19 protein-coding genes and 1 riboswitch are annotated in these 20,338 nt (G+C 47.4%); of the genes, 3 read left to right on the top strand and 16 right to left on the bottom strand.

Annotation, left to right across the window (positions count from 1 at the left end; all coding sequences use genetic code 11):
* Window positions 1–2 precede the first annotated feature (2 nt).
* From ACO0K1_RS01125 to ACO0K1_RS01160, 8 genes are all read right to left on the bottom strand, one after another.
* Window positions 3–764, bottom strand: a complete 762-nt coding sequence (locus ACO0K1_RS01125) for an ABC transporter ATP-binding protein (RefSeq protein ID WP_423021978.1) — start codon at window positions 762–764, stop codon at window positions 3–5.
* Window positions 764–1,816 carry a FecCD family ABC transporter permease gene (locus ACO0K1_RS01130; protein ID WP_423021979.1) on the bottom strand — a complete coding sequence of 351 codons (1,053 nt, stop codon included), beginning with the start codon at window positions 1,814–1,816 and terminating at the stop codon, window positions 764–766. The genes ACO0K1_RS01125 and ACO0K1_RS01130 overlap by 1 nt, the downstream gene beginning before the upstream one ends.
* Window positions 1,817–2,037: 221 nt before the next feature.
* Entirely contained in the window at window positions 2,038–3,891 is a 1,854-nt protein-coding gene (locus ACO0K1_RS01135) for a TonB-dependent receptor domain-containing protein (protein WP_423021980.1), read from the bottom strand.
* A 166-nt stretch (window positions 3,892–4,057) separates the two neighbouring features.
* Window positions 4,058–4,338: riboswitch (cobalamin riboswitch) on the bottom strand.
* Window positions 4,339–4,538: 200 nt separating this feature from the next.
* Window positions 4,539–4,892: a PilZ domain-containing protein gene (locus ACO0K1_RS01140; RefSeq protein ID WP_423021981.1), complete on the bottom strand. Its 354-nt coding sequence runs from the start codon at window positions 4,890–4,892 to the stop codon at window positions 4,539–4,541.
* 132 nt (window positions 4,893–5,024) lie between these two features.
* Window positions 5,025–5,570 (bottom strand): histidine phosphatase family protein, encoded by a 546-nt coding sequence (locus ACO0K1_RS01145; protein ID WP_423021982.1) that lies wholly within the window; start codon window positions 5,568–5,570, stop codon window positions 5,025–5,027.
* A 2-nt stretch (window positions 5,571–5,572) separates the two neighbouring features.
* On the bottom strand, window positions 5,573–6,409 hold the full coding sequence (locus ACO0K1_RS01150) for an adenosylcobinamide-GDP ribazoletransferase (protein ID WP_423021983.1): 837 nt from the start codon (window positions 6,407–6,409) through the stop codon (window positions 5,573–5,575).
* The gene (gene cobT / locus ACO0K1_RS01155; RefSeq protein WP_423021984.1) at window positions 6,390–7,424 is read right to left on the bottom strand and encodes a nicotinate-nucleotide--dimethylbenzimidazole phosphoribosyltransferase; all 1,035 of its coding nucleotides are present in this window, start codon (window positions 7,422–7,424) and stop codon (window positions 6,390–6,392) included. Before cobT ends, ACO0K1_RS01150 begins: the two co-directional genes overlap by 20 nt.
* A gap of 30 nt (window positions 7,425–7,454) precedes the next feature.
* The gene (locus tag ACO0K1_RS01160; RefSeq protein WP_423021985.1) at window positions 7,455–7,853 is read right to left on the bottom strand and encodes a diacylglycerol kinase; all 399 of its coding nucleotides are present in this window, start codon (window positions 7,851–7,853) and stop codon (window positions 7,455–7,457) included.
* A 440-nt stretch (window positions 7,854–8,293) separates the two neighbouring features.
* On the opposite strand from ACO0K1_RS01160, the gene ACO0K1_RS01165 reads away from it, so the two are divergent.
* On the top strand, window positions 8,294–9,067 hold the full coding sequence (locus tag ACO0K1_RS01165) for an IclR family transcriptional regulator (RefSeq protein WP_423021986.1): 774 nt from the start codon (window positions 8,294–8,296) through the stop codon (window positions 9,065–9,067).
* Window positions 9,068–9,206: 139 nt separating this feature from the next.
* Here the strand turns inward: ACO0K1_RS01165 and ACO0K1_RS01170 are convergent, their stop codons facing one another.
* The 5 genes from ACO0K1_RS01170 to tkt form a co-directional block, all read right to left on the bottom strand.
* Entirely contained in the window at window positions 9,207–9,341 is a 135-nt protein-coding gene (locus tag ACO0K1_RS01170) for a DUF2845 domain-containing protein (protein WP_423021987.1), read from the bottom strand.
* Between the two features lie 40 nt (window positions 9,342–9,381).
* Window positions 9,382–10,062 (bottom strand): signal peptidase I, encoded by a 681-nt coding sequence (lepB, locus tag ACO0K1_RS01175; RefSeq protein ID WP_423021988.1) that lies wholly within the window; start codon window positions 10,060–10,062, stop codon window positions 9,382–9,384.
* Window positions 10,063–10,224: 162 nt separating this feature from the next.
* The gene (gene gap, locus ACO0K1_RS01180; RefSeq protein WP_423021989.1) at window positions 10,225–11,238 is read right to left on the bottom strand and encodes a type I glyceraldehyde-3-phosphate dehydrogenase; all 1,014 of its coding nucleotides are present in this window, start codon (window positions 11,236–11,238) and stop codon (window positions 10,225–10,227) included.
* 132 nt (window positions 11,239–11,370) lie between these two features.
* Window positions 11,371–11,958, bottom strand: coding sequence for a GNAT family N-acetyltransferase (locus tag ACO0K1_RS01185; protein ID WP_423021990.1), 588 nt, complete (start codon window positions 11,956–11,958; stop codon window positions 11,371–11,373).
* Between the two features lie 14 nt (window positions 11,959–11,972).
* Window positions 11,973–14,012, bottom strand: coding sequence for a transketolase (gene tkt / locus ACO0K1_RS01190; protein WP_423021991.1), 2,040 nt, complete (start codon window positions 14,010–14,012; stop codon window positions 11,973–11,975).
* A gap of 282 nt (window positions 14,013–14,294) precedes the next feature.
* Here tkt and ACO0K1_RS01195 point away from each other — a divergent pair, with 282 nt between their 5' ends.
* Together ACO0K1_RS01195 and ACO0K1_RS01200 are read left to right on the top strand one after the other, a co-directional pair.
* Complete coding sequence (locus ACO0K1_RS01195; protein WP_423021992.1) at window positions 14,295–15,020, top strand: 16S rRNA (uracil(1498)-N(3))-methyltransferase; 726 nt, start codon at window positions 14,295–14,297, stop codon at window positions 15,018–15,020.
* A gap of 756 nt (window positions 15,021–15,776) precedes the next feature.
* Window positions 15,777–15,980, top strand: a complete 204-nt coding sequence (locus ACO0K1_RS01200) for a hypothetical protein (RefSeq protein WP_423021993.1) — start codon at window positions 15,777–15,779, stop codon at window positions 15,978–15,980.
* A 196-nt stretch (window positions 15,981–16,176) separates the two neighbouring features.
* Here the strand turns inward: ACO0K1_RS01200 and ACO0K1_RS01205 are convergent, their stop codons facing one another.
* From ACO0K1_RS01205 to ACO0K1_RS01215, 3 genes are read right to left on the bottom strand one after another with little or no spacing between them, the layout of a single operon-like run.
* Window positions 16,177–17,280: a 2-aminoethylphosphonate--pyruvate transaminase gene (locus tag ACO0K1_RS01205; RefSeq protein WP_423021994.1), complete on the bottom strand. Its 1,104-nt coding sequence runs from the start codon at window positions 17,278–17,280 to the stop codon at window positions 16,177–16,179.
* 57 nt (window positions 17,281–17,337) lie between these two features.
* Entirely contained in the window at window positions 17,338–19,068 is a 1,731-nt protein-coding gene (locus ACO0K1_RS01210) for a putative 2-aminoethylphosphonate ABC transporter permease subunit (RefSeq protein ID WP_423021995.1), read from the bottom strand.
* On the bottom strand, window positions 19,065–20,192 hold the full coding sequence (locus tag ACO0K1_RS01215; protein WP_423021996.1) for a putative 2-aminoethylphosphonate ABC transporter ATP-binding protein: 1,128 nt from the start codon (window positions 20,190–20,192) through the stop codon (window positions 19,065–19,067). The genes ACO0K1_RS01210 and ACO0K1_RS01215 overlap by 4 nt, the downstream gene beginning before the upstream one ends.
* Window positions 20,193–20,338: the final 146 nt, after the last annotated feature.

The following is a 20,338-nucleotide window of genomic DNA, read 5'->3' on the forward strand; positions in this document are numbered from 1 at the left end:
TGTTAATCGCGTGGTAAAAATAGCGTCTGTCCGTTATGAACAAAACGTTCAATAGGATGTCCGAGACACGAACTCAATTGTTCTGCATCTAAAATTTGATCCGCCGAGCCGGCCAAGTAACGACCATCCCCCATTAAAAGCAAAGCGTGGGTTGCTATCCGGTAAGCCAGATTCAAATCATGGCTGACCATAACGACTGCTTTATTTTGTTCGCGACATAATGTTGAAAATAATTGCATCACGCTGACCTGATGCGCCAGATCAAGCGCATTTGCCGGTTCATCCAACAACATCAATTGTGCGTCCTGCGCCAACAGCGCAGCGATTGCGACCCGTTGACGTTCGCCACCAGACAAGCTGCGCACATCACGTTGCGCCAGATCTTCTACATCGAGTTCACGCAACGCCTGCATCGCAATCATCAAGTCCGACTTGGATTCCCAAAACTGTGACCCTTGATACGGATGGCGCGAGCTTAAAACTGTGTCAATTGCCGTGTAGGCAAATGCATCGACTCTTCCTTGCGGCAAAAACGCCCGTTCACGCGCGAGCGCAAGTAAGGGCCAGTCTTGCAACAATTTATCCTGTAAAAAAATTTGTCCAGCCTGCGCATCACGGACACCGGCCAAGGTCTTTAACAAAGTACTTTTACCAGCACCGTTGCGTCCGATAATGCACCAGCATTCACCTAGATTAATTTTCCAATTGAGATTTTGTATTAGCTGCCGTGGGCCGGCGGATAAACTCAGGTCGCGGGTTTCCATTAGCGCCTCCGAAGTTGATGCAATTGAAGCAAGAACATCGGTACGCCGATCATGGCAGTAATCACGCCAACTGGTAACTGTTGAGGTGCAACGGCAGTGCGAGCAATCGTATCAGCCAGTACCAAAAAACTCCCCCCTGCCAACGTCGCAGAAGGAATTAATAAACGATGATCTGGCCCCAAAGCGAAACGGCATGCATGCGGCATAATTAACCCAACAAAGCCGATACTGCCAGCCGTGCTGACTGCACTTGCCGTCAAAAGCGCCGAACAGAGAAATAATAATTGCCTTAAGCGTCCCACATTGACACCCAAGGTGCTTGCATTATCTGCATGCATTGCTGCAATGTTAATTCCACGCGCATTTTGCATTGCAAACGTCAGTACCAGAACGCCAATAACCCACGGTAAAAAACGAGTTTGCGTATTTGAAAGATCTCCGATCATCCAAAACACCATGCCACGCAAGCGACTATCCGATGCAACCGACAACATCAACGTAATCAGCGCACCACAACCGGCGGCAACAATCACGCCCGTCAATAACAATATAGGCGCACTTCCTTCACTGCTTCCGCTACCGCGTAAATCGCGATAAGCCAACGCAAACAACAACAATGCGACCGCAATGGCACCAGCAAAAGCGGCCATATCGACCATCCAGAATGCCCCATAAAATAAAATCATCGCCAATGCGCCTACCGATGCACCACCGGATATGCCAAGCACATACGGATCGGCTAACGGATTGCGCAATAAAGCCTGCATCATTACACCAGAAAGTGCCAGACTTGCACCAGTAATAAAACCAGTCAAAGCACGCCCCAAACGCAGCTCCAACAAGCTGGCCGCAAGTGACGAAGGTTCACCATGCATAAGTTCGATAAAGGCACGTCCCAACTCATTCAAACTCAGACTTACCGAGCCAGTCAGACAGGCAACAACAATACTCGCAAGTGAGATAAGAACTAAAACAGATAAGGTCAAAGTAGCGCTCTTCGCTGCCAAGGGCACGGGCGGCTGAAAGGTCTGACGAGAAGTAAAAAGAGACATTATTGTCATGCCTGAACCATAAAAATGGGGAAGCTAAAGAAACGAACTATCTTGACAGATGACTTCATCACTCTGACTTTTAAAATTTGCTTAAACGCTGACAATCTCACCAGCGTTCAAGCACTGCATCAAAAATCGGTTTCAAAGATGGATCAATGGCGCCAAGCTCAGTATGACCAGGCGCCACAACGCAGCTAGAGCGATTTTTCGCATGTCCTTTATTATTTGAAACCGTAATTAAAGCCTACATACACATTCGACGCCGGCGTATTGTAACCATACGCCAATGCATAGTCTTTGTTTAACACGTTATTCCAACGGGCTACCGCAGACAAGTCTTTGCTCAAAGAATATGTGCTATACAAATTCATCAAACCATAACCACTCAATGTGCGAGTGTTGGCGACATTATCAAAACGATTGCCCGAGAACTGCGTTTCCAGGCCGAACTTTGCTTGCGCCAAAGTATATTCCGCAGCAAAACTGGCGTGTTGCTTAGCGCGACGTGCCAAACGTTTGCCAGTCGTATCATCAACCGGATTTTGAAAATCCAAAGAACCTCGTAATGCCAGATCACCCAAATGGGTATTCGCACCCAAGGTCACGCCTGACATAGTGGCTTTATCAACGTTGTAGGCGCAACCATATGGATGGGTGGCCTGCTGGACCGGGCATACATTCGTGCTCACTAACAAATTTGTCGCTTTATTCTGATAATAAACCGCGCTCAATTGGCTACTACCTTGCTCATAGTAAATACCGACTTCCGCATTTTTTGCCTTTTCAGGCTGGTTGGCAGTGATGCCATAACCTGGATAGTAAAGTTCATTAAATGTCGGCGCGCGGAAACTCGAACCGTAACTGGCATTCACACGCCAATCTGCAGTCAGACGATAGCCATACGCCAGGCTACCCGTCGTAGTTGAGCCGTACACGGAGCTATTATCATTACGAACGCTGACACTCGCGAGATGAGCATCTTGCTTCCATAGGTAGGATGCGGCGACTGAATTGGTCGTCCGATTCTGATTCAAGGCGGCAGTTGAACCCCTGACTTTTTCCTGACGGCTTTCAGCAATCACCTGCAGTACGTCTTTGCCGAGGCGAATATCATTTTGTAAGCTGAACAGATTCTGATGGGTATCAATCTGACTTTGCCCATACGACGCATCGGTATAACCAAGCGTATTCGATTGAGCAACTTGCAGGTTAGTTGTCCAGATATCGCTGATTTTTACTTTGCCATACGCGGCGATCGTTTGTAACTGTTCGATTGTGTGATCATCATAGGCTGAACCTGCATCGAACTGGGCATTCAGGCGGCTTTGCATGAATTTCACACCGGCTTCATAGCCTGGTGCGAGTTGCCAGTTAAAACTACCGCTAGCACTATCGAGCTTATAGCCGTCATGGTCCGGGTTATAGCTATATATTCCAGCATTCGGATTAGTCGCAGAAAAACCGATATTGTTTTCATGACCGACGTTCAAAGCATAATTAAATTCATTGCCAGACGAACCCGCAACACCCGCCTGCATTTTCCGCAAGCCATAACTACCAGCGCCAAAGGATGCGGTCATTGCTGCAGGGCCATTGCCTTTTTTGGTGAAAATCTGAATCACACCACCCATTGCATCGGCGCCATATAAACTCGATAGAGGGCCATAAACAATTTCGATGTGATCGATCTGGCTCAGTGGGATAGTTTCCCAGCTGGCACCGCCAACTGTTGAAGAACTGTAGCGTACACCGTCAATCAAGACCACATTTTGCGCATTACTGCCACCACGCATTAACACAGAAGACGTGGTACCCGCACCACCGTTACGGGAGATTTCAATCCCACGTTGTTGTTGCAATAAATCAACTAAGGATTCGGAACCAGCTTTTGCAATTTGTTCTGAAGTAATAATGACATTGTCGGCCAAGACGTCTTTTGCCAGCTGAACTTGGCGTCCAGCTGTAACAACAACGTTTTGTGCACTACTGTCTGTTATCGATTGAGCGAATACTGCGGACGGAAAAGCAGCAGCCAAAGCCATCGTAATGGCGAGAGGTTTTAATACAAAATTCATGATAAGAAATTAAAATGGTCAAGCAACCAACGTCCCCGTAGGTCACTCAGAACAAAGCAATTACAAGGCAGAGAACGTCGAACCCGATAACTGAAACTGATAGCGATCAAAAAGTCGCAAGATATCAAGCTTCAGACATAAGCCAACAACGAAAATCCCCGTTCGTATTACTTCACGTATTCTGGCCGGTATCCGGGCTGACAAATATCACCATCTGACCTTCCCATGCAAACAAGCACAGTGGTATTGCAAGATAGCTGGCTAAACACTAGATTTAGCAATTTGTACACCGTTGCGGGGGCAGCACATTTTTGCAACTTACTACAGCTATTCGCGGGCGCCAAAACAACTTAGCCACCCCTCGAACTCATGCATAAAGTACATCATGTTTCCCGTTTAACCGCAGACATGGACATGTCTGCGAGCACCAAAACCCCGTCATTCTATAGGTCGAAGGCGCAAGCGGCAAGAAGAGTTATGGCATTGAAGCGCCGTTCAGCAGGACGTCGTCGCGCCTCGTGGCTTGAATAGTAGTGCGCTTAGTAAGCAGAAATAAGCAGAAATACGCAAAAATAAACAGGAAAGCGTTTTTTCCAGTAGCGTTGAATGCGGCTAAATCAATTTATTTACCGGGCTTAAACCATTATTTACACAACAGTGGCTCTTTGATTTGCCATCGATACCCAGGCACTGATCAACTCGGCATCCGAACCCGGCAGGCCGGCTAATGCCACGCCAACCCGATAATTATCACCACTCAACACGACGTGTTTAACCTCACATTGACAACTCACACGTACCAATTCTGAACGCGCTACCAGTGACGGAACTTCTATAAGCAAGGGGTAGATCTTACCCGGGGATAAGGCTTGCGAACATTCAAGTAACAAGCCGGTTTTAGAGATATTAATGGCCTTACACAATAATAGACGCCCATCCTTGAGCTTGACGCCAGCGCGCCATGTCACGTTGATTCGTGGTGCTCTTCTTAACTCTATCATTGACCTTACACCTGTCGTCAGGTACGACATTTACGATAAAAATACGCGTTAAACTCATCTGGCGGGAATTTTACAACACCGATCAAAGAAGCGCAGATGTTGACGAATATATACAAAAAAACAATATTAGTACTACAACAGGATTTTTATTTCAGTGCAAGAAGCAAATTCAATTTTTTGCGCCAATTGTGCAACTCGTTGCGCTAAGTCGACAGAAGTATTTCCTGGCTGCAAGGCCAATAAGATTTTAATGACGCCAGCATGGCAGACGAGCACCGATTGTTCATGCGCATTTTTTTGCAAATCTGAAACAAAGGCTAATACACGCGCCGCCATTTGTAATAAAGTCTCGTTGCCACCAGGAGCGTAATTGACGACATCCGCCGCCCAAGAATCGATTTCCGAACGCGGGATATGGTCCCAGGCCTGCATTTCCCAATCACCAAAATTTAATTCCATCAGACGATCATCAACGATGGGGTGAGGATGCAGCTTCTGTGCGAGTTTCAAACAACGGGATAAGGGACTGCTATAGACGGGAACAGAATCAGGCCATCGACCTTGGAGATGCGCCGCTAAGAGGCCTACGTCCTGATCCCTCACCGCGATTTCACTCTGACCGTAGCAAATGCTGGTGCCAATCACAGGTGCTGTGTGGCGAATCAAATACAGCTTCATCCTCAGGAAGGCACATGTGCCAGCAGGCCGAGATAAAAGACCACTTCAGTTAATTGCTGTACAGCGCCCAAACAATCACCGGTATAGCCGCCGATGCGCTTCACAAATAAACGCGCAAACCAAAATGCTGCCAACGACATGAGAATCAATGCGGGCAACAGACGCTCCAAAATCACTGGTTGCCACAATAAAATGGCGCCTAATGGTACAACGACGCTCAGACAAGCAACGCCGAAATCATTGGAACTCATATGCTGCGCAAGCGGTTTCGCTTTACCATCTTCTTTGACGTAAGTAAGCAACCAAATCAAGCTGCAAGATAAGAGCCGCGACAATGCATGTGCCAGCAGCATTGCCGGAACAACCAAGACCATCGGCAAGCTCACAAGCAGCACAAATTTAAACAATAACATGAGGCAAATACCAATAGCGCCATAAGCTCCAATGCGCGAATCTTTCATGATGGTCAGCACACGTTCTGGCGTCACACCACCTCCGAAACCATCACACACGTCAGCAAAACCATCCTCATGAAATGCGCCAGTCACCCAGATACCTGCGGCCATCGACATCACCAAAGCAACTGCGTTTGGCCACCATTGCGACGCCGCCACATAGACACCACTCACCACCCCGCCAACAACCCACCCCACCACCGGAAAATAGCGGGACGCCTGATGCAACCAGTTGGCATCAAATCCTACCCATTGCGGAATTGGTATGCGGGTAAAGAACTGCAGCGCGATAAAAAACAATCGCAGCTGATGCAGACAGTATTGGCGTAGCTGAACGATCATGAATTTGACATAGCCATTTGACTTAGTCTCCAGTTTTTTCACTAACTTGCGCGGAGCCAAACGTTGCCATCTGGTTCAGAAAGTTCACAGCGGCTTGCACGAGCGGATAGACTAACGCTGCACCAGTGCCCTCACCTAAACGCAAATCCATCTGCAACACGGGTTTCACCCCAAGAGCACTGAGCATACGTGCGTGGCCACTTTCATCAGATTGGTGTGAAAACACGCAATAGTCCAATACTGCCGGCTCAATTCTGGCCGCCACCAGCAATGCACTCGTCACAATAAAACCATCGATCAGCAACACCATTCTACGCTCGGCTGCCGCCAGCATTGCGCCAACCATCATGGCGATTTCAAAGCCACCAAAACAAGCCAAGACATCGTATGGTTGGTGCATCTGTGAATGGAAGGCGACCGCCGCTTCGATGACTGCTTGTTTATGCAGAATTCCTGCGGTATTTAAGCCCGTCCCAGCACCAACACAAGCCGCCACAGGTACGTCAGCTAACTTGTGCATCAACGCCGCTGCTGCCGTCGTATTTCCAATTCCCATTTCACCAAAACCGAGGACATTGCCAGACAACGCAGCCACCAAATCGCGTCCACGTTGTAGCGCAGACTGACACTGCGCCAACGTCATCGCAGGCTCTTTGGCAAAATTACGGGTGCCAGAGGCGATTTTGCAATCATGAAGCCCTTCGCGCGGTCCAAATGCATGATTAACGCCTGCATCAACGATCTGCAGCGCGATCCCATTTTGCCGTGCAAATACGTTGATTGCCGCACCACCAGCCAAAAAATTCTCGACCATCTGCCACGTAACATCTTGCGGAAAAGCAGAAATACCCTCAGCAACCACGCCATGGTCACCTGCAAATACCATTATTGCCGGCGTTTGCAAAACCGGTGTTACGGTTTGTTGTATCAAACCGATCTGCATCGCCAATTGTTCCAGTCTTCCGAGACTACCTAAAGGCTTGGTCTTGTTGTTGATGGCATTTGCCAGCGCGGATTCTAACGCCGCATTCTTTGTTGCACTAATTCTTGCCGTCATAAATATCAGTAAAATATCAGTAATTAAGATTCAATAATAAAAGCGGTTTAATAAAATGACCGACCACGTGGCAACCGCGATTATTAATGTCAGCAAGACTGCTGCACTGCCAAAATCTTTCGCATTTTTGGATAAGATGTGACGTTCTAAGGAAACCCTGTCTACGACTGCCTCGATGGCAGAATTCAGCAGCTCCACAACAAGGATCAGCAGCAGAACGGCGATCATCATTAATTTTTCAAAAGCCGACACGGGCAAAACCAATGCCGTCAATATACCGATGATAACGAGTACCAATTCCTGCCTGAATGCATGTTCATTTTTCCAGGCAGACTTAAACCCATCAATAGAATAAAAAAATGCGGAAAAAATACGTTTCAGACCGCTCTTACTTTTAAATTCACTAATTGCTTGCTCTTTGGCTGGCATGGTTCATCCTTAAAACTTGAGGCTTCTATCTGGCGCGACAGAATCATTCACCACGTTTAACGTGTCGGCATTCGCTTCAATACAGGTCAATAAACCTACTTCCTGAGGATACAGCGAGCTTATGTTGCCGCGGAATTTTACATGACAAAGCTGGCTAGCTAGTCGGGTTTATTGTGCTAATTTGTTTGCCAACAGGTGGATTAAGATAAAATTTGCAGAAAACGCAATGAAATCAGTTAAATGTGCTACCCATGACATATTGCACCGCATCTAATTACGATAAAAATAAGCAGAATATTTCTTAAAAATTTTCAAAATTGCATTATTTTTGACATAATTGTTGTGTGATTGTCTAATTGATTTGCAATTTATAACACGAATCAATGACTAACTTTTCACATTGTGGTATAACATTTGTATTGCATTGCACCACAGGTAATATGAAAATCGACGCTCCAGCTACAGATAAAACTTCTATTCAGGTGATAGAACGCATGGTTTCTCTGCTTGATGCGCTCTCGCGCTATCAAGATCCAGTGAGCCTGAAGGAACTCGCAATCGTGACGGGACTGCACCCATCTACTGCCCACAGGATATTAAACGACCTCGTAACCACCCGCTTTGTTGACCGTGCTGAAACCGGCTATTACCAATTGGGAATGCGTTTGCTGGAGTTGGGAAATATCGTCAAAAGCCGCTTAAATGTGCGAGAAGCTGCACTCGACTTTATGCGCGCATTACATCGTCAAACCAGCCAGACCATCAATTTATCGGTGCGCCAGGGTGATGAGATCGTCTATATTGATCGCGCTTACTCAGAACGTTCCGGAATGCAAGTGGTACGAGCGATTGGCGGACGCGCGCCACTGCACCTGACCTCAACCGGAAAATTGTTTTTGTCGCTGGATGAGCCGAAAGCAATTCGTGCCTATGCAACCCGCACCGGGCTGGCTGGTCATAATAAAAATTCAATCACCGACTTGGCTAAGCTAGAAAAAGAACTGGCAGAAGTCCGTGCTAGTGGCTTTGCCCGAGATAATGAAGAGCTGGAACTCGGCGTACGCTGCATGGCAGCAGGAATACGAGACGATAGCGGGAAAATGATTGCGGGCTTATCGATTTCTGCGCCCGCAGATCGCTTGCAAGAAGATTGGCGCGCCAATTTGACCGAGACTGCATTACAAATTTCTATTGCCCTTGGCTACACGCCATAAGAACGCGTATAAAGAACTGATGAACTGAAATTATAGTTAAGCAGCGCACGAGCGGTCGTGCACTGCTTTCACACTGCGCTGGTGCTGAGTTAGCAGCCTTTAAAGCCTGTTCTACGGGTTTGCAAAAACGATCTCAGCTTCATGGTTCCCAACACTTCTGCGATACAGAGGCTTTGTCTTCGCCTATCCGTACCACATCCTTTTTACACCGAAAGGTATCGCTGGACGCTGCCATACAATCGGCGCCATCGACCAGGGTATCAAGCCAGGCCATTTAATTTCAAGTTCTTACACGCACCAGAGAAAAGTTTGCGTCACACTTTCGCGCCAAAACGTTCCATCCTTGGCAAATAATAATGATCGCCATTGAGTGAAAACATCAAGTGCTTGACCTGACCCGTGATTAACTCACGTTTTACCAAGCCGATGTAGCGCGAATCCTTACTGTTATCGCGATTGTCGCCCAGCATCATATAGTGACCTTCTGGCACCGTCACTGGCGCAAATGTCCGCATCGCGGAGCGCTCTGGCATCACGATAATATTGTGATCGAGGCTGCCTAAACGCTCTTTAAATACCAATTGTTCACCTGAAAATTCACGTTGTGGCGTCAGGTGATCGGTGCTTGGCGCAGAGATTGGTTCGTAATTTGCCGACTGTCCATTGATATACAGATGCTCATTTCGCATTTCAACAACATCCCCCGGCACAGCCACCAGCCGCTTCACCAGTCGCACTCCATCTTCTGGCGAGGTAAAGGTCACAACGTCACCGCGCTGTGGATCATTCAAGTGTTTAACGACAACATCAGTAAACGGGACTTTGAGGTCGTAAGCAATGCGATCACATATGACACGATCGCCTTCTAGCAAGGTTGGGTACATTGAACTGGATGGAACTGAATAATAATCAGCAACAGCGCTCCTGACCAATACCATCCCCATCATGAAAACCAAAAAACCTTTATTTTCAGCAATCATTTTTTTAATATTCATTGTCGCTACTCCTCTGTCTCATGCAACTGTAAATGCACCTGTAAATGCAGAATTAAAGCCAAAATTGAAGCCAAAATTAAATTTTTGACCGTTTAATCTCTTTTTGGACAAAAAAATACCCCGAAAGTTCGGGGTATTTTTCAAACTCTGAAAGAAACAGAATTATTTTGCGTTCATCAATGCAACAGTTGTGTCCAACATACGGTTGGAGAAGCCCCATTCGTTGTCGTACCAGCTGGAAACTTTCACCAGACGACCATTTACTTTAGTCAATGTTTCGTCGTAAGTAGAAGAAGCTGGGTTGTGGTTGAAGTCAACGGACACCAACGGTGCTGTGTTGTAATCCAGAATACCTTTCAACGCGCCTTCGGATGCTTCTTTCAGGACTTTGTTGATCTCTTCAACGGTTGTGTCGCGTTTAGCGATGAACGTCAGATCAACCACAGAAACGTTGATGGTTGGAACGCGCATTGCGTAACCATCCAGTTTGCCGTTCAATTCTGGCAATACCAGGCCAACTGCTGCCGCGGCACCTGTTTTAGTTGGGATCATGCTCATTGTCGCAGAACGTGCACGACGCAAGTCTTCATGCATCACATCAGTCAAAACCTGATCGTTTGTATATGCGTGGATCGTTGTCATCAAACCGCTTTCGATACCGATCGCGTCGTTCAATGGTTTTGCCAATGGTGCTAAGCAGTTTGTTGTGCAAGAAGCGTTAGAAATCACTGTATCTGTGGATTTCAGAACACCGTGGTTCACACCGTACACGACTGTTGCGTCGACATCTTTACCGCCTGGAGCGGAGATGATGACTTTCTTAGCGCCGCCAGCCAAATGAGCAGATGCTTTTTCTTTGGTTGTGAAGAAGCCTGTGCATTCCAGAACAACGTCAACGTTCAATTCGCCCCAAGGAATATTCGCTGGGTTACGCTCTGCAAACACTTTGATTTTGTCGCCATTGACGATCATTGTGTCGCCTTCAACACTAACTGTGCCAGGGAACTTGCCGTGCGCTGTGTCGTAGCGTGTCAGGTGCGCGTTGGATTCAGCATTGCCGAGATCGTTGATAGCAACAATTTGAATTTCGTTTTTGAATTTGCCACCTTCGTAGTGCGCGCGAAGGATGTTGCGACCGATACGGCCATAGCCGTTAATTGCGACGCGAATCGTCATAGTTTTATCTCCAAAGGACTATACAACAATAAATAAACAACAAAATAAACTGTTAGACTGTTAGACTGTTAGTACTCACTAGAAACGTTGCCATAAAACAGCTATTTCAGCGTTTTAGTAATCAATCAATGTTTAATGCACGGCAGACGAAGTTGGCATTGCATTCACAGCAGCCATCAAAATAGATAAATCTCGCCAGCCGTAGCCAACTTCTTTCAGATCCATGCCATCCCAACTGAACGCTTGTTCATGCAACAAAACGCCGCCCAACTCTTCATAGAAATTTCTGGCAATTGCATTACCAGAAATTACCCATACCAATAAGCTCTCAGCACCTTGCGCCTGCAAAGTGCGCGCCACCTTTTGCACCATACGACGACCTATGCCGGAACGTTGCCAGGCGGGGCGTAAATAAATTGCCGTCAACTCTGCTTGCATACCGAACTTCGCTTCTGGCAACAACATACCGGAAGCGAAGCCGATGATGTGCCCTTCGCTTTCCGCAACGTAGACACAAACGCGGTCACCCGCGACAGGCAAAGCTTGCAGAATTTGTTTCCAATGCAAGAAGCTGTCTTCGACGCGCATTTGATCCAGATAAGTATCCGGAATCATGTCGCGATACGTGGTTTGCCAGGCTTCAACACGTACCGCTGCGATGGCTTCTGCGTCCGCTACAGTAGCACGACGCAGACTGACTTCTTTGATACTGCTCATCATTTCCGTCATCTTGCTTAAGCCAGTGTTGCTTTAACTTTAGCGACAACGTTGTCTACTGTGAAGCCGAAAAGCTTAAACAAAACGCCAGCAGGTGCGGATTCACCGAAAGTATCGATACCAACCACCGCGCCTTCCAGACCAACATATTTGTACCAGAAGTCAGTCACACCAGCTTCGATTGCAATACGCGGCAAGCCTTTGCCCAACACCGCCGCTTTGTATGCGGCATCCTGACGGTCGAATACGTCTGTCGATGGCATAGAAACAACGCGTACTGCGATACCTTGCTCAGCCAGCGCTGCTGCGGATTTCACTGCCAATTCGATTTCGGAACCAGTGGCGATCAACACTGCTTTTGCATCAGCGGCGTCTTGCAACACATAGCCACCACGTTGGATGTCAGCGATTTGCTGCGCGTTACGCTCTTGATAAGGCAAATTCTGACGCGAGAAAATCAATGTGGATGGACCGTCATTGCGTTTCACTGCATGCGCCCATGCCGCCGCTGATTCAACAGTGTCACATGGACGCCAGTTATCCAAGTTAGGGATCAGACGCATGCTGGAGATATGCTCAACAGATTGATGCGTAGGACCATCTTCACCCAGACCAATAGAGTCATGCGTGAACACGAACAGCGTGCGAATTTTCATCAACGCAGCCATGCGGATCGCATTGCGGCTGTAATCAGAGAAGGTCAGGAACGTTGCGCCGAAAGGGATGTAGCCGCCGTGCAAAGCGATACCATTCATCATCGCGCTCATACCAAATTCACGCACACCGTAGTTGATGTGGTTACCAGCCTGGTTTCCGCGTACGGCAACGCATTCTTTCCAGTTGGTCAGATTAGAACCAGTCAAATCAGCAGAGCCGCCGAGGAATTCTGGCAACGATGGTGCAAATGCCTGAATCGCGTTTTGGCTGGCTTTACGTGTTGCGATGTTTTCTTTTTTCTCTACGCAGGATGCGATGGCGCTTGCCACCACGTCATCAAAATTAGCAGGCAAGTCGCCGTTCATACGACGGCTCAGTTCAGCCGCTTTTTGTGGAAATTGTGCGGTGTAGGCTGCAAATTGTGCATTCCAGTCACCTTCAGCTTGTGCGCCTGAGGCTTTGGCATCCCATGCTGCGTAGACGTCTGCTGGCATTTCAAATGGCGCGTAGTCCCAACCGATATGAGCACGTACAGCGGCAACTTCTTTGTCACCCAAGGCGGCGCCGTGGACGTTATGAGTGCCTTCCATGTTCGGTGAACCTTTACCAATCACTGTTTTGCAGCAAATCAGGGTTGGTTTATCCGATGTTTTAGCGGCGGCAATGGCGGCATCAACGGCAACGGCATTATGACCATCTACTGCACGGATCACGTTCCAGCCGTAGGCCTCAAAACGTTTTGGTGTATCGTCAGTGAACCAGCCTTCTACGTGACCGTCGATAGAGATACCATTGTCATCCCAGAAAGCAATCAGTTTATTCAGTTGCAAAGTACCTGCCAAAGAGCAGGCTTCATGGGAAATACCTTCCATCAGGCAACCATCACCCATGAACACATAGGTGTTGTGATCAACGATATTCAATCCATCCTGGTTGAATTCAGCCGCCAGCAGTTTTTCTGCCAAAGCCATACCCACCGCATTAGTGATACCTTGTCCCAGTGGACCAGTGGTTGTTTCCACGCCTGGTGTCACGTGAACTTCTGGGTGACCCGCCGTTTTGGAGTGCAATTGGCGGAAATTGCGAATTTCATCCATCGACAGATCGTAGCCTGTCAAATGCAATAAAGAGTAATGCAACATCGAACCATGACCATTCGACAACACAAAACGATCGCGATTAATCCATTTTGGATTGGATGGATTGTGGCGATAGTGGCCTTTCCACAATGCAACAGCAATATCAGCCATGCCCATAGGCGCTCCCGGATGACCGGAATTGGCTTTTTGTACTGCGTCCATAGACAAAGCGCGAATCGCATTTGCCATTTTAGAAAGAGTTGCTGGCTGTATAGTTGAAATCATGGCGTTAGAAGAAAGTTTGAGAAGCTGGTCAGTCATGGTCTGAACCCGTTAATATTGCCTTGAGGAAAAATCAAGTTCAGACCCTGCAAAGTCGGATATTTTACCAGAGCACAAGGTCACTTAATACAGATATCCAAATTCTAAGCAGCGGATTGGCATCACTGACCTCGCTGGTCGAGAAAAATAGGTTAAATAAATACACCTAATTTGGCTGGGAATTTGGCTGGAATCAAGCATAGTTATACGTTGAAAACCGCCGTATCAGCAAGGCGACCTATATAATTCACTCCGTAACTCTTACTTTTTTCAAAAATAATCATGCCTCGCTTCTATTGCAATCAAGCACTCACCCTCGGTACCACAATCAGCTTACCGCCTGAGGTGGCCCATCACGTTTTTGTCTTGCGCTTGCAAATTGGCGACACGGTACAAGTGTTCAATGGTGAAGGCGGCAGCTTTATTGCCAGCCTGACCGAAATTGAAAAAAAACGGGCAAGCGCCGAATTGAAGCTGTTTTTACCCGATGAACTGGAATTACCCTACTCCTTAAGCCTGGCACAAGCCTTGCCGGAAGGCAGTAAAATGGAGTGGATTGTCGAAAAAGCGGTAGAACTTGGCGTTACAGCCATTCAACCCCTGGCATCACAACGCTGCGTCGTTCGTTTATCCGCAGAACGTGCAGAAAAGAAATTAGACCACTGGCGCGGCATCATCAGCGCCGCCGCCGAACAATGCGGCCGCAACCGCCTCACTCATTTGGCAGCACCATTAGATTTGAGCAAATGGCTCGCACAACAAGACATGCATCAGCGGATTATGCTCTCACCACGCGCTGATCAATCGTTGGCAGATTGGGCTAAACACCACCCACCGCAAGCCGTAGCCCTGCTCATTGGCCCTGAAGGCGGCCTCAGCGATAATGAAGAATTACTCGCTAGCCGCCACGGCGTATTGTCACTTTCCATGGGACCAAGGATTTTGCGAACAGAAACAGCGGGATTGGCAGCAGTCGCCATGATTAATGCCGCATGGGGCGGCATGTAAAAATTTTTATAGGGCGGGCGCAACCCGCGCTGGACTTAGGTTCGCGCGCATTTGACGGATCGCACCTGCCCGTGCTGGAGTCGTTGCAATATCGCTTTTGCATTTCACCGCTTTAGACAAAGCAATTTGTGCTTCACGGAAAACGGATCAGAAAGTGTCGTTGTCTGAGCGCAGCGAGTTTCGACACTTTCCCGTTTTACGTGACGCACAAATTGTGCCGACACGCAGTGACGGCACCCGCTGGGCAAAGTCTCAGCGTCGCCTTTCTTTTGCTTACTTTACTTTGGCGTAGCAAAGAAAAGTAAGTGGCCGCCGGGCCACTCCCGGCTTGGTCGCCCGAAGTACAACACTATAAATCAACAAGAAACGAAGACTTGAGAGGTAGCCTCCACGCTAAGCACTAACGGTGGACGCAGAAGTAGACTTTGATGTTGATGTAGATCTTACCCGCTTTAGACAAAGCAATTTGCGCTTCACGGAAAACGGATCAGAAAGTGTCGTTGTCTGAGCGCAGCGAGTTTCGACACTTTCCCGTTTTACGTGACGCACAAATTGTGCCGACACGCAGTGACGGCACCCGCAGGGCAACGTCTCAGCGTCGCCTTTCTTTTGCTTACTTTACTTTGGCGTAGCAAAGAAAAGTAAGTGGCCGCCGGGCCACTCCCGGCATGATCGCCCGAAGTACAACGTTATAAATTAACAAGAATCGAAGACTTGAGGGATAACCTCTACCCTAAACGCTAAAGGTGGAGATAGATGTCGATGTTGATGTTGACGTTGACGTTGAAGTGGACGTTGATGCAGACCTTACCCGCTTTAGACAAAGCAATTTGTGCTTCACGGAAAACGGATCAGAAAGTGTCGTTGTCTGAGCGCAGCGAGTTTCGACACTTTCCCGTTTTACGTGACGCTCAAATTGTGCCGACACGCAGTGACGGCACCCGCAGGGCACAGTCTTAGCGCCCCCTTCAGCGTCGCCTTTCTTTTGCTTACTTTACTTTGGCGTAGCAAAGAAAAGTAAGTGGCCGCCGGGCCACTCCCGGCTTGCCCCTACAAAGAGCGATCGCTTTAGATATTTTTACATATTAAAAGTGACACATTAGGGACGATATTAGTAGAGCCCTGGATAGCAGTATCTATAAATTTCCCAAAACTTTTATACCATTTCCGCTAACGCATCCTTCATCGCATGAATCGCCGAACGCATTTCTTGCGTTCCGATCGCACCGATGCAGCCAACCCGGAACGTCTCAGCCTGCGTTAATTTACCCGGATACAACACAAAACCTTTGCTACGCACACTCTCGTAGAAAGTTTTGAAATCGTACTTCGCAACCGCCGGCGCATGCACAGTCACAATGATCGGCGCCTGAATTTCTGGTTTTAAAAAAGATTCCAATCCCAATTCTTCCAGACCTGCCATCAAGGTGTGATAGTTATTGGTATAACGCTGCAAACGCGCAGCTTGACCACCTTCGGCTTCGAACTGATTCAATGCCGTATGTAATGCCACCAAAATGTGCGTCGGTGGAGTAAAGCGCCATTGCGTCGTTTTTTCCATATACACCCATTGATCGTACAGATCGAGTGACAATGATGTGGAATGGCCAGCACATTTTTCTAAAACGGATTTTCTGACTAGCACAAAACCCATGCCCGGCGGGCCTTCAATACACTTTCCACTTGCAGCAATGACCGCATCAAATTGGATTTTTTTCGCGTCTATTTCCAATGCCCCAAAAGAGCTCATTGCATCAAGAATCAAACCCTTACCGTGGCGTGCAACAACAGCAGCGATTTCTTCCAGGGGATTCAGAATACCGGTACTTGTTTCGCAATGGATCAAACCCACGTGTGTGATAGAGCTATCAGCCGCAAGCAAGCGTTCGACATCCTCTGCGGTCGTCGGCACGTCTTCCGGAGTTTCAAAAACACTGACGCGACGCCCCATCATTGCCGTCAGACGCGCCATACGCTTACCATACGCACCATTGATCAAGACCAGCACATGCCCGTCACGTGGCACTAAAGTATTGATAGCAGCTTCAACAGAAAATGTGCCACTGCCTTGCATCGGAACGCAAACATGGGTTTCTTCACCATGTATGACGTCCAGCAATTGTCGTCTGACCTTCGCGGTGACGGCATTAAATGCCGCATCCCATGATCCCCAATCACGGAGCATCGCGCTTTTGGTTTGCAAAGAGGTGGTCAAAGGACCGGGCGTCAACAACACTGGATCGCGACTGACTAAGCTCATATTCGTTCCCTTCATTTTCTGGTTATAACTTTTTGATTTTTGATTTGGCGCCGTAATTCAATGACGCCATGCTTGCGTTCTCTTCAACAAGACCCTTGTCAACAAGGCATACAGCAAACATACCAATACAGAAGTCAGCACAATCAAACTTGCCATCGCTGCGGCGGGCCCTACATCGCCGGCCTCTTCGAGATCAAGAATGGCGACGGCGGCCAAATTAGTATCCGGTGAGTATAAGAACACAACGGCAGAAACGGTCGTCATCGCATTCACAAAGAAATAGCGTGCTATATCAAGAATTGCTGGCAAACACACAGGCACCGTGACGCGAAAGAAAGTTTTATAAAGTGGCACCTTTAGGGATGCAGATACAGCTTCAAATTCGTTATCAATCGATTTTAGTGCTGTGACCGCCGTCAAATGGCTAGACGTGTAGTAATGAATAATGGTTGAGATCACCAAAATACTCATCGTGTGATACAACATATTCAGGGGATTCTGCGGATGGTTGAAAAAGAAAATATAACCTAAACCCAACACCAGACCTGGTACCCCCATAGGCAAAACAGCCAGCAGACGTATCAATGATCGTAAGCTCTCAGATCCTTTGGTTTTCTCTGTAATGTAAGCGGAAATGAACACGGTCGCAACACCACCAATAGCCACCATCGTCGCCATTTTCAGGCTATTGAAATAGGCTTCCAATATGCCGCCTTCCACCAGACCATATTTGTAATGATCAAAACTCATTGTCAGGTTGTATGGCCATAATTTAATGAACGAGCTATAGATTGCCATCCCAAGTACCGCTACCAGATAGATCGCGATCACGCTGCAATACATAAACATCACTGTGTCAAACAACAACCGCTTCTTTGGCACAAAAGTTTGTGCCCGCACGGACATATGCGCTTTTAATTTACTGCGAATTCTTAAATCAATCGCAAATGCAAATAACGCTGGCGTTAAGAGCAACAAGCTGACGACCGCACTTTTATTAAAATCTTGCTGCCCAATCGCTAATTGATAAACGTCAATCGCTAAGACATTAAAATTACCACCGATCACTTTAGGCACACCAAAATCATTAAACGTATAAGTAAAAACAACTAATGCAGCACTGATCAGTCCATATTTTGCACCAGGCAATGTAATCGTGATAAAACGGCGCCAACGGCTGGTACCCAACGACGAAGCAACTTCATATAAACGACCATCAACCAGACTCAATGCTGTTAGCAGAATCATTAAGGCATGCGGAAATACGCCGTAAAATTCGCTCAAAATAATACCAAGCGGCCCGTAGATAGAAATACCACCTAACCACTCTTTTAATATACCTTGGTTGCCAAACCACTGTACCAGCGAAATCCCCGCCAGCAGCGATGGAGCAAGAATTGGAATCAATGCAATTGTCCGGAATACTGCCTTACCCGGCATACAACTGCGCATTAATCCGTAGGCAAACATGAATGCCGTAGGAATGACCAATAGTGTGACTGCGGTCGCAACAAACAAGGTATGTAAAATCGAAGAGCGCAAGGACTTACTTGCAAAATAGGTCGTAAATTGTTGTAAGCCGACAAAAGCACCGTCTTTATCTTGAAAACTTTTAAGCAAAATAACGGCAACAGGAAACAATAGAAAAATCACCAAGCCGCCACAAATCAACAGCAATAAAAATTGTACCCAACGATCAGTTGCTTGCGCGTATCGGCGGCTAGAATCTGCCGTTTGATGGCCGTCCACGCTATTTGTCGGTAACGCGAGGCCTCCAGAATTACTCATGCCGCCTCCTTTTCTACAACATCAGAACTACTCTTCGTAGAAAAAATTCTGGCTTTTGCAGGCAGCACTTCAAGGACGACCTTAGCACCTACTTTTAATTCGTGCTCATGCACAATATTAAAAGGAATGGCAGCGGTCACCAAAGGCATATCTGCGCCATCAACCTGGATAAGTACATGGCAATATGCACCCAAAAACTCCATTTTTGTAATCGTTCCACGTGGCTTAGCAGTGCCAGAAGTTAAATCAGCCTGATCGCGATGAAGGATGATATCTTCCGGGCGCAAATAGACTTTGACACTTTCACCGTCAGTAAATTTGTCCGACCATATAGGGCAATCAAATTCCATGGCACCGATACGGAAGCGCCCGGCACCCAAAGCAGACCCACTTAAAACATTGACTTTACCGACAAAAGAAGCGACAAATGGCGAATGCGGTTGCAGATAAATTTGTTCCGGTGTGCCAATTTGCTCTATCACGCCATGGTTCATTACCACGATGCGATCCGCCATAGTCAAGGCTTCTTCTTGATCATGCGTCACCATAATCGTTGTCACGCCCAATCGTTGCTGTAACTGACGAATTTCTGTTCTCAGGCGCACCCGCTCTAGCGCATCCAGTGCAGACAACGGCTCATCCAAAAGCAACAATCCAGGAGACATTGCTAATGCACGTGCCAAGGCGATACGTTGCTGCTGACCACCCGATAATTGACCGGGATATTTATCACCGCTCCCTGGCAAACCTGCCAATTGCAACAATTCTGCAACGCGCGCCTTGATCACCGAAGACGACTGGCGACGATTCACCAATCCATAAGCAATATTTTCGGCAATACTTAAATTAGGAAAAAGTGCGTACGATTGAAACACGATACCGTAGTCGCGCTTAACAGGTTTAACATAAGAAATATCTTTTCCATGCTGAATAATCTGTCCCTGATTTTGGGTTTCCAGCCCTGCGATGATCCGTAGCAAGGTGGTTTTTCCGCATCCGGATGGTCCTAGAAAGCAAACAAATTCACCTTCTTTTATATTCAAATTAATGTTATTCAGAGCATTAAAGTAACCAAAAGATTTGGCAATATCTTTGAGTACGAGATAATCAGCGCGTGGTTCCATGAAAATTTTCTTTGTGTTCGATGCAATGCATCAGCTACGTTAGGATGCGTCGGGTTCTGAACGCTATGCCAGACCCGGTGTAAAACAAGCAATGAATGCTGAGATCAATGGCGGCAATCAATAGTGGCAATCAATAGCGGCAAATA

Source organism: Undibacterium sp. SXout20W (assembly GCF_049340285.1).
Lineage (GTDB): Bacteria > Pseudomonadota > Gammaproteobacteria > Burkholderiales > Burkholderiaceae_D > Undibacterium.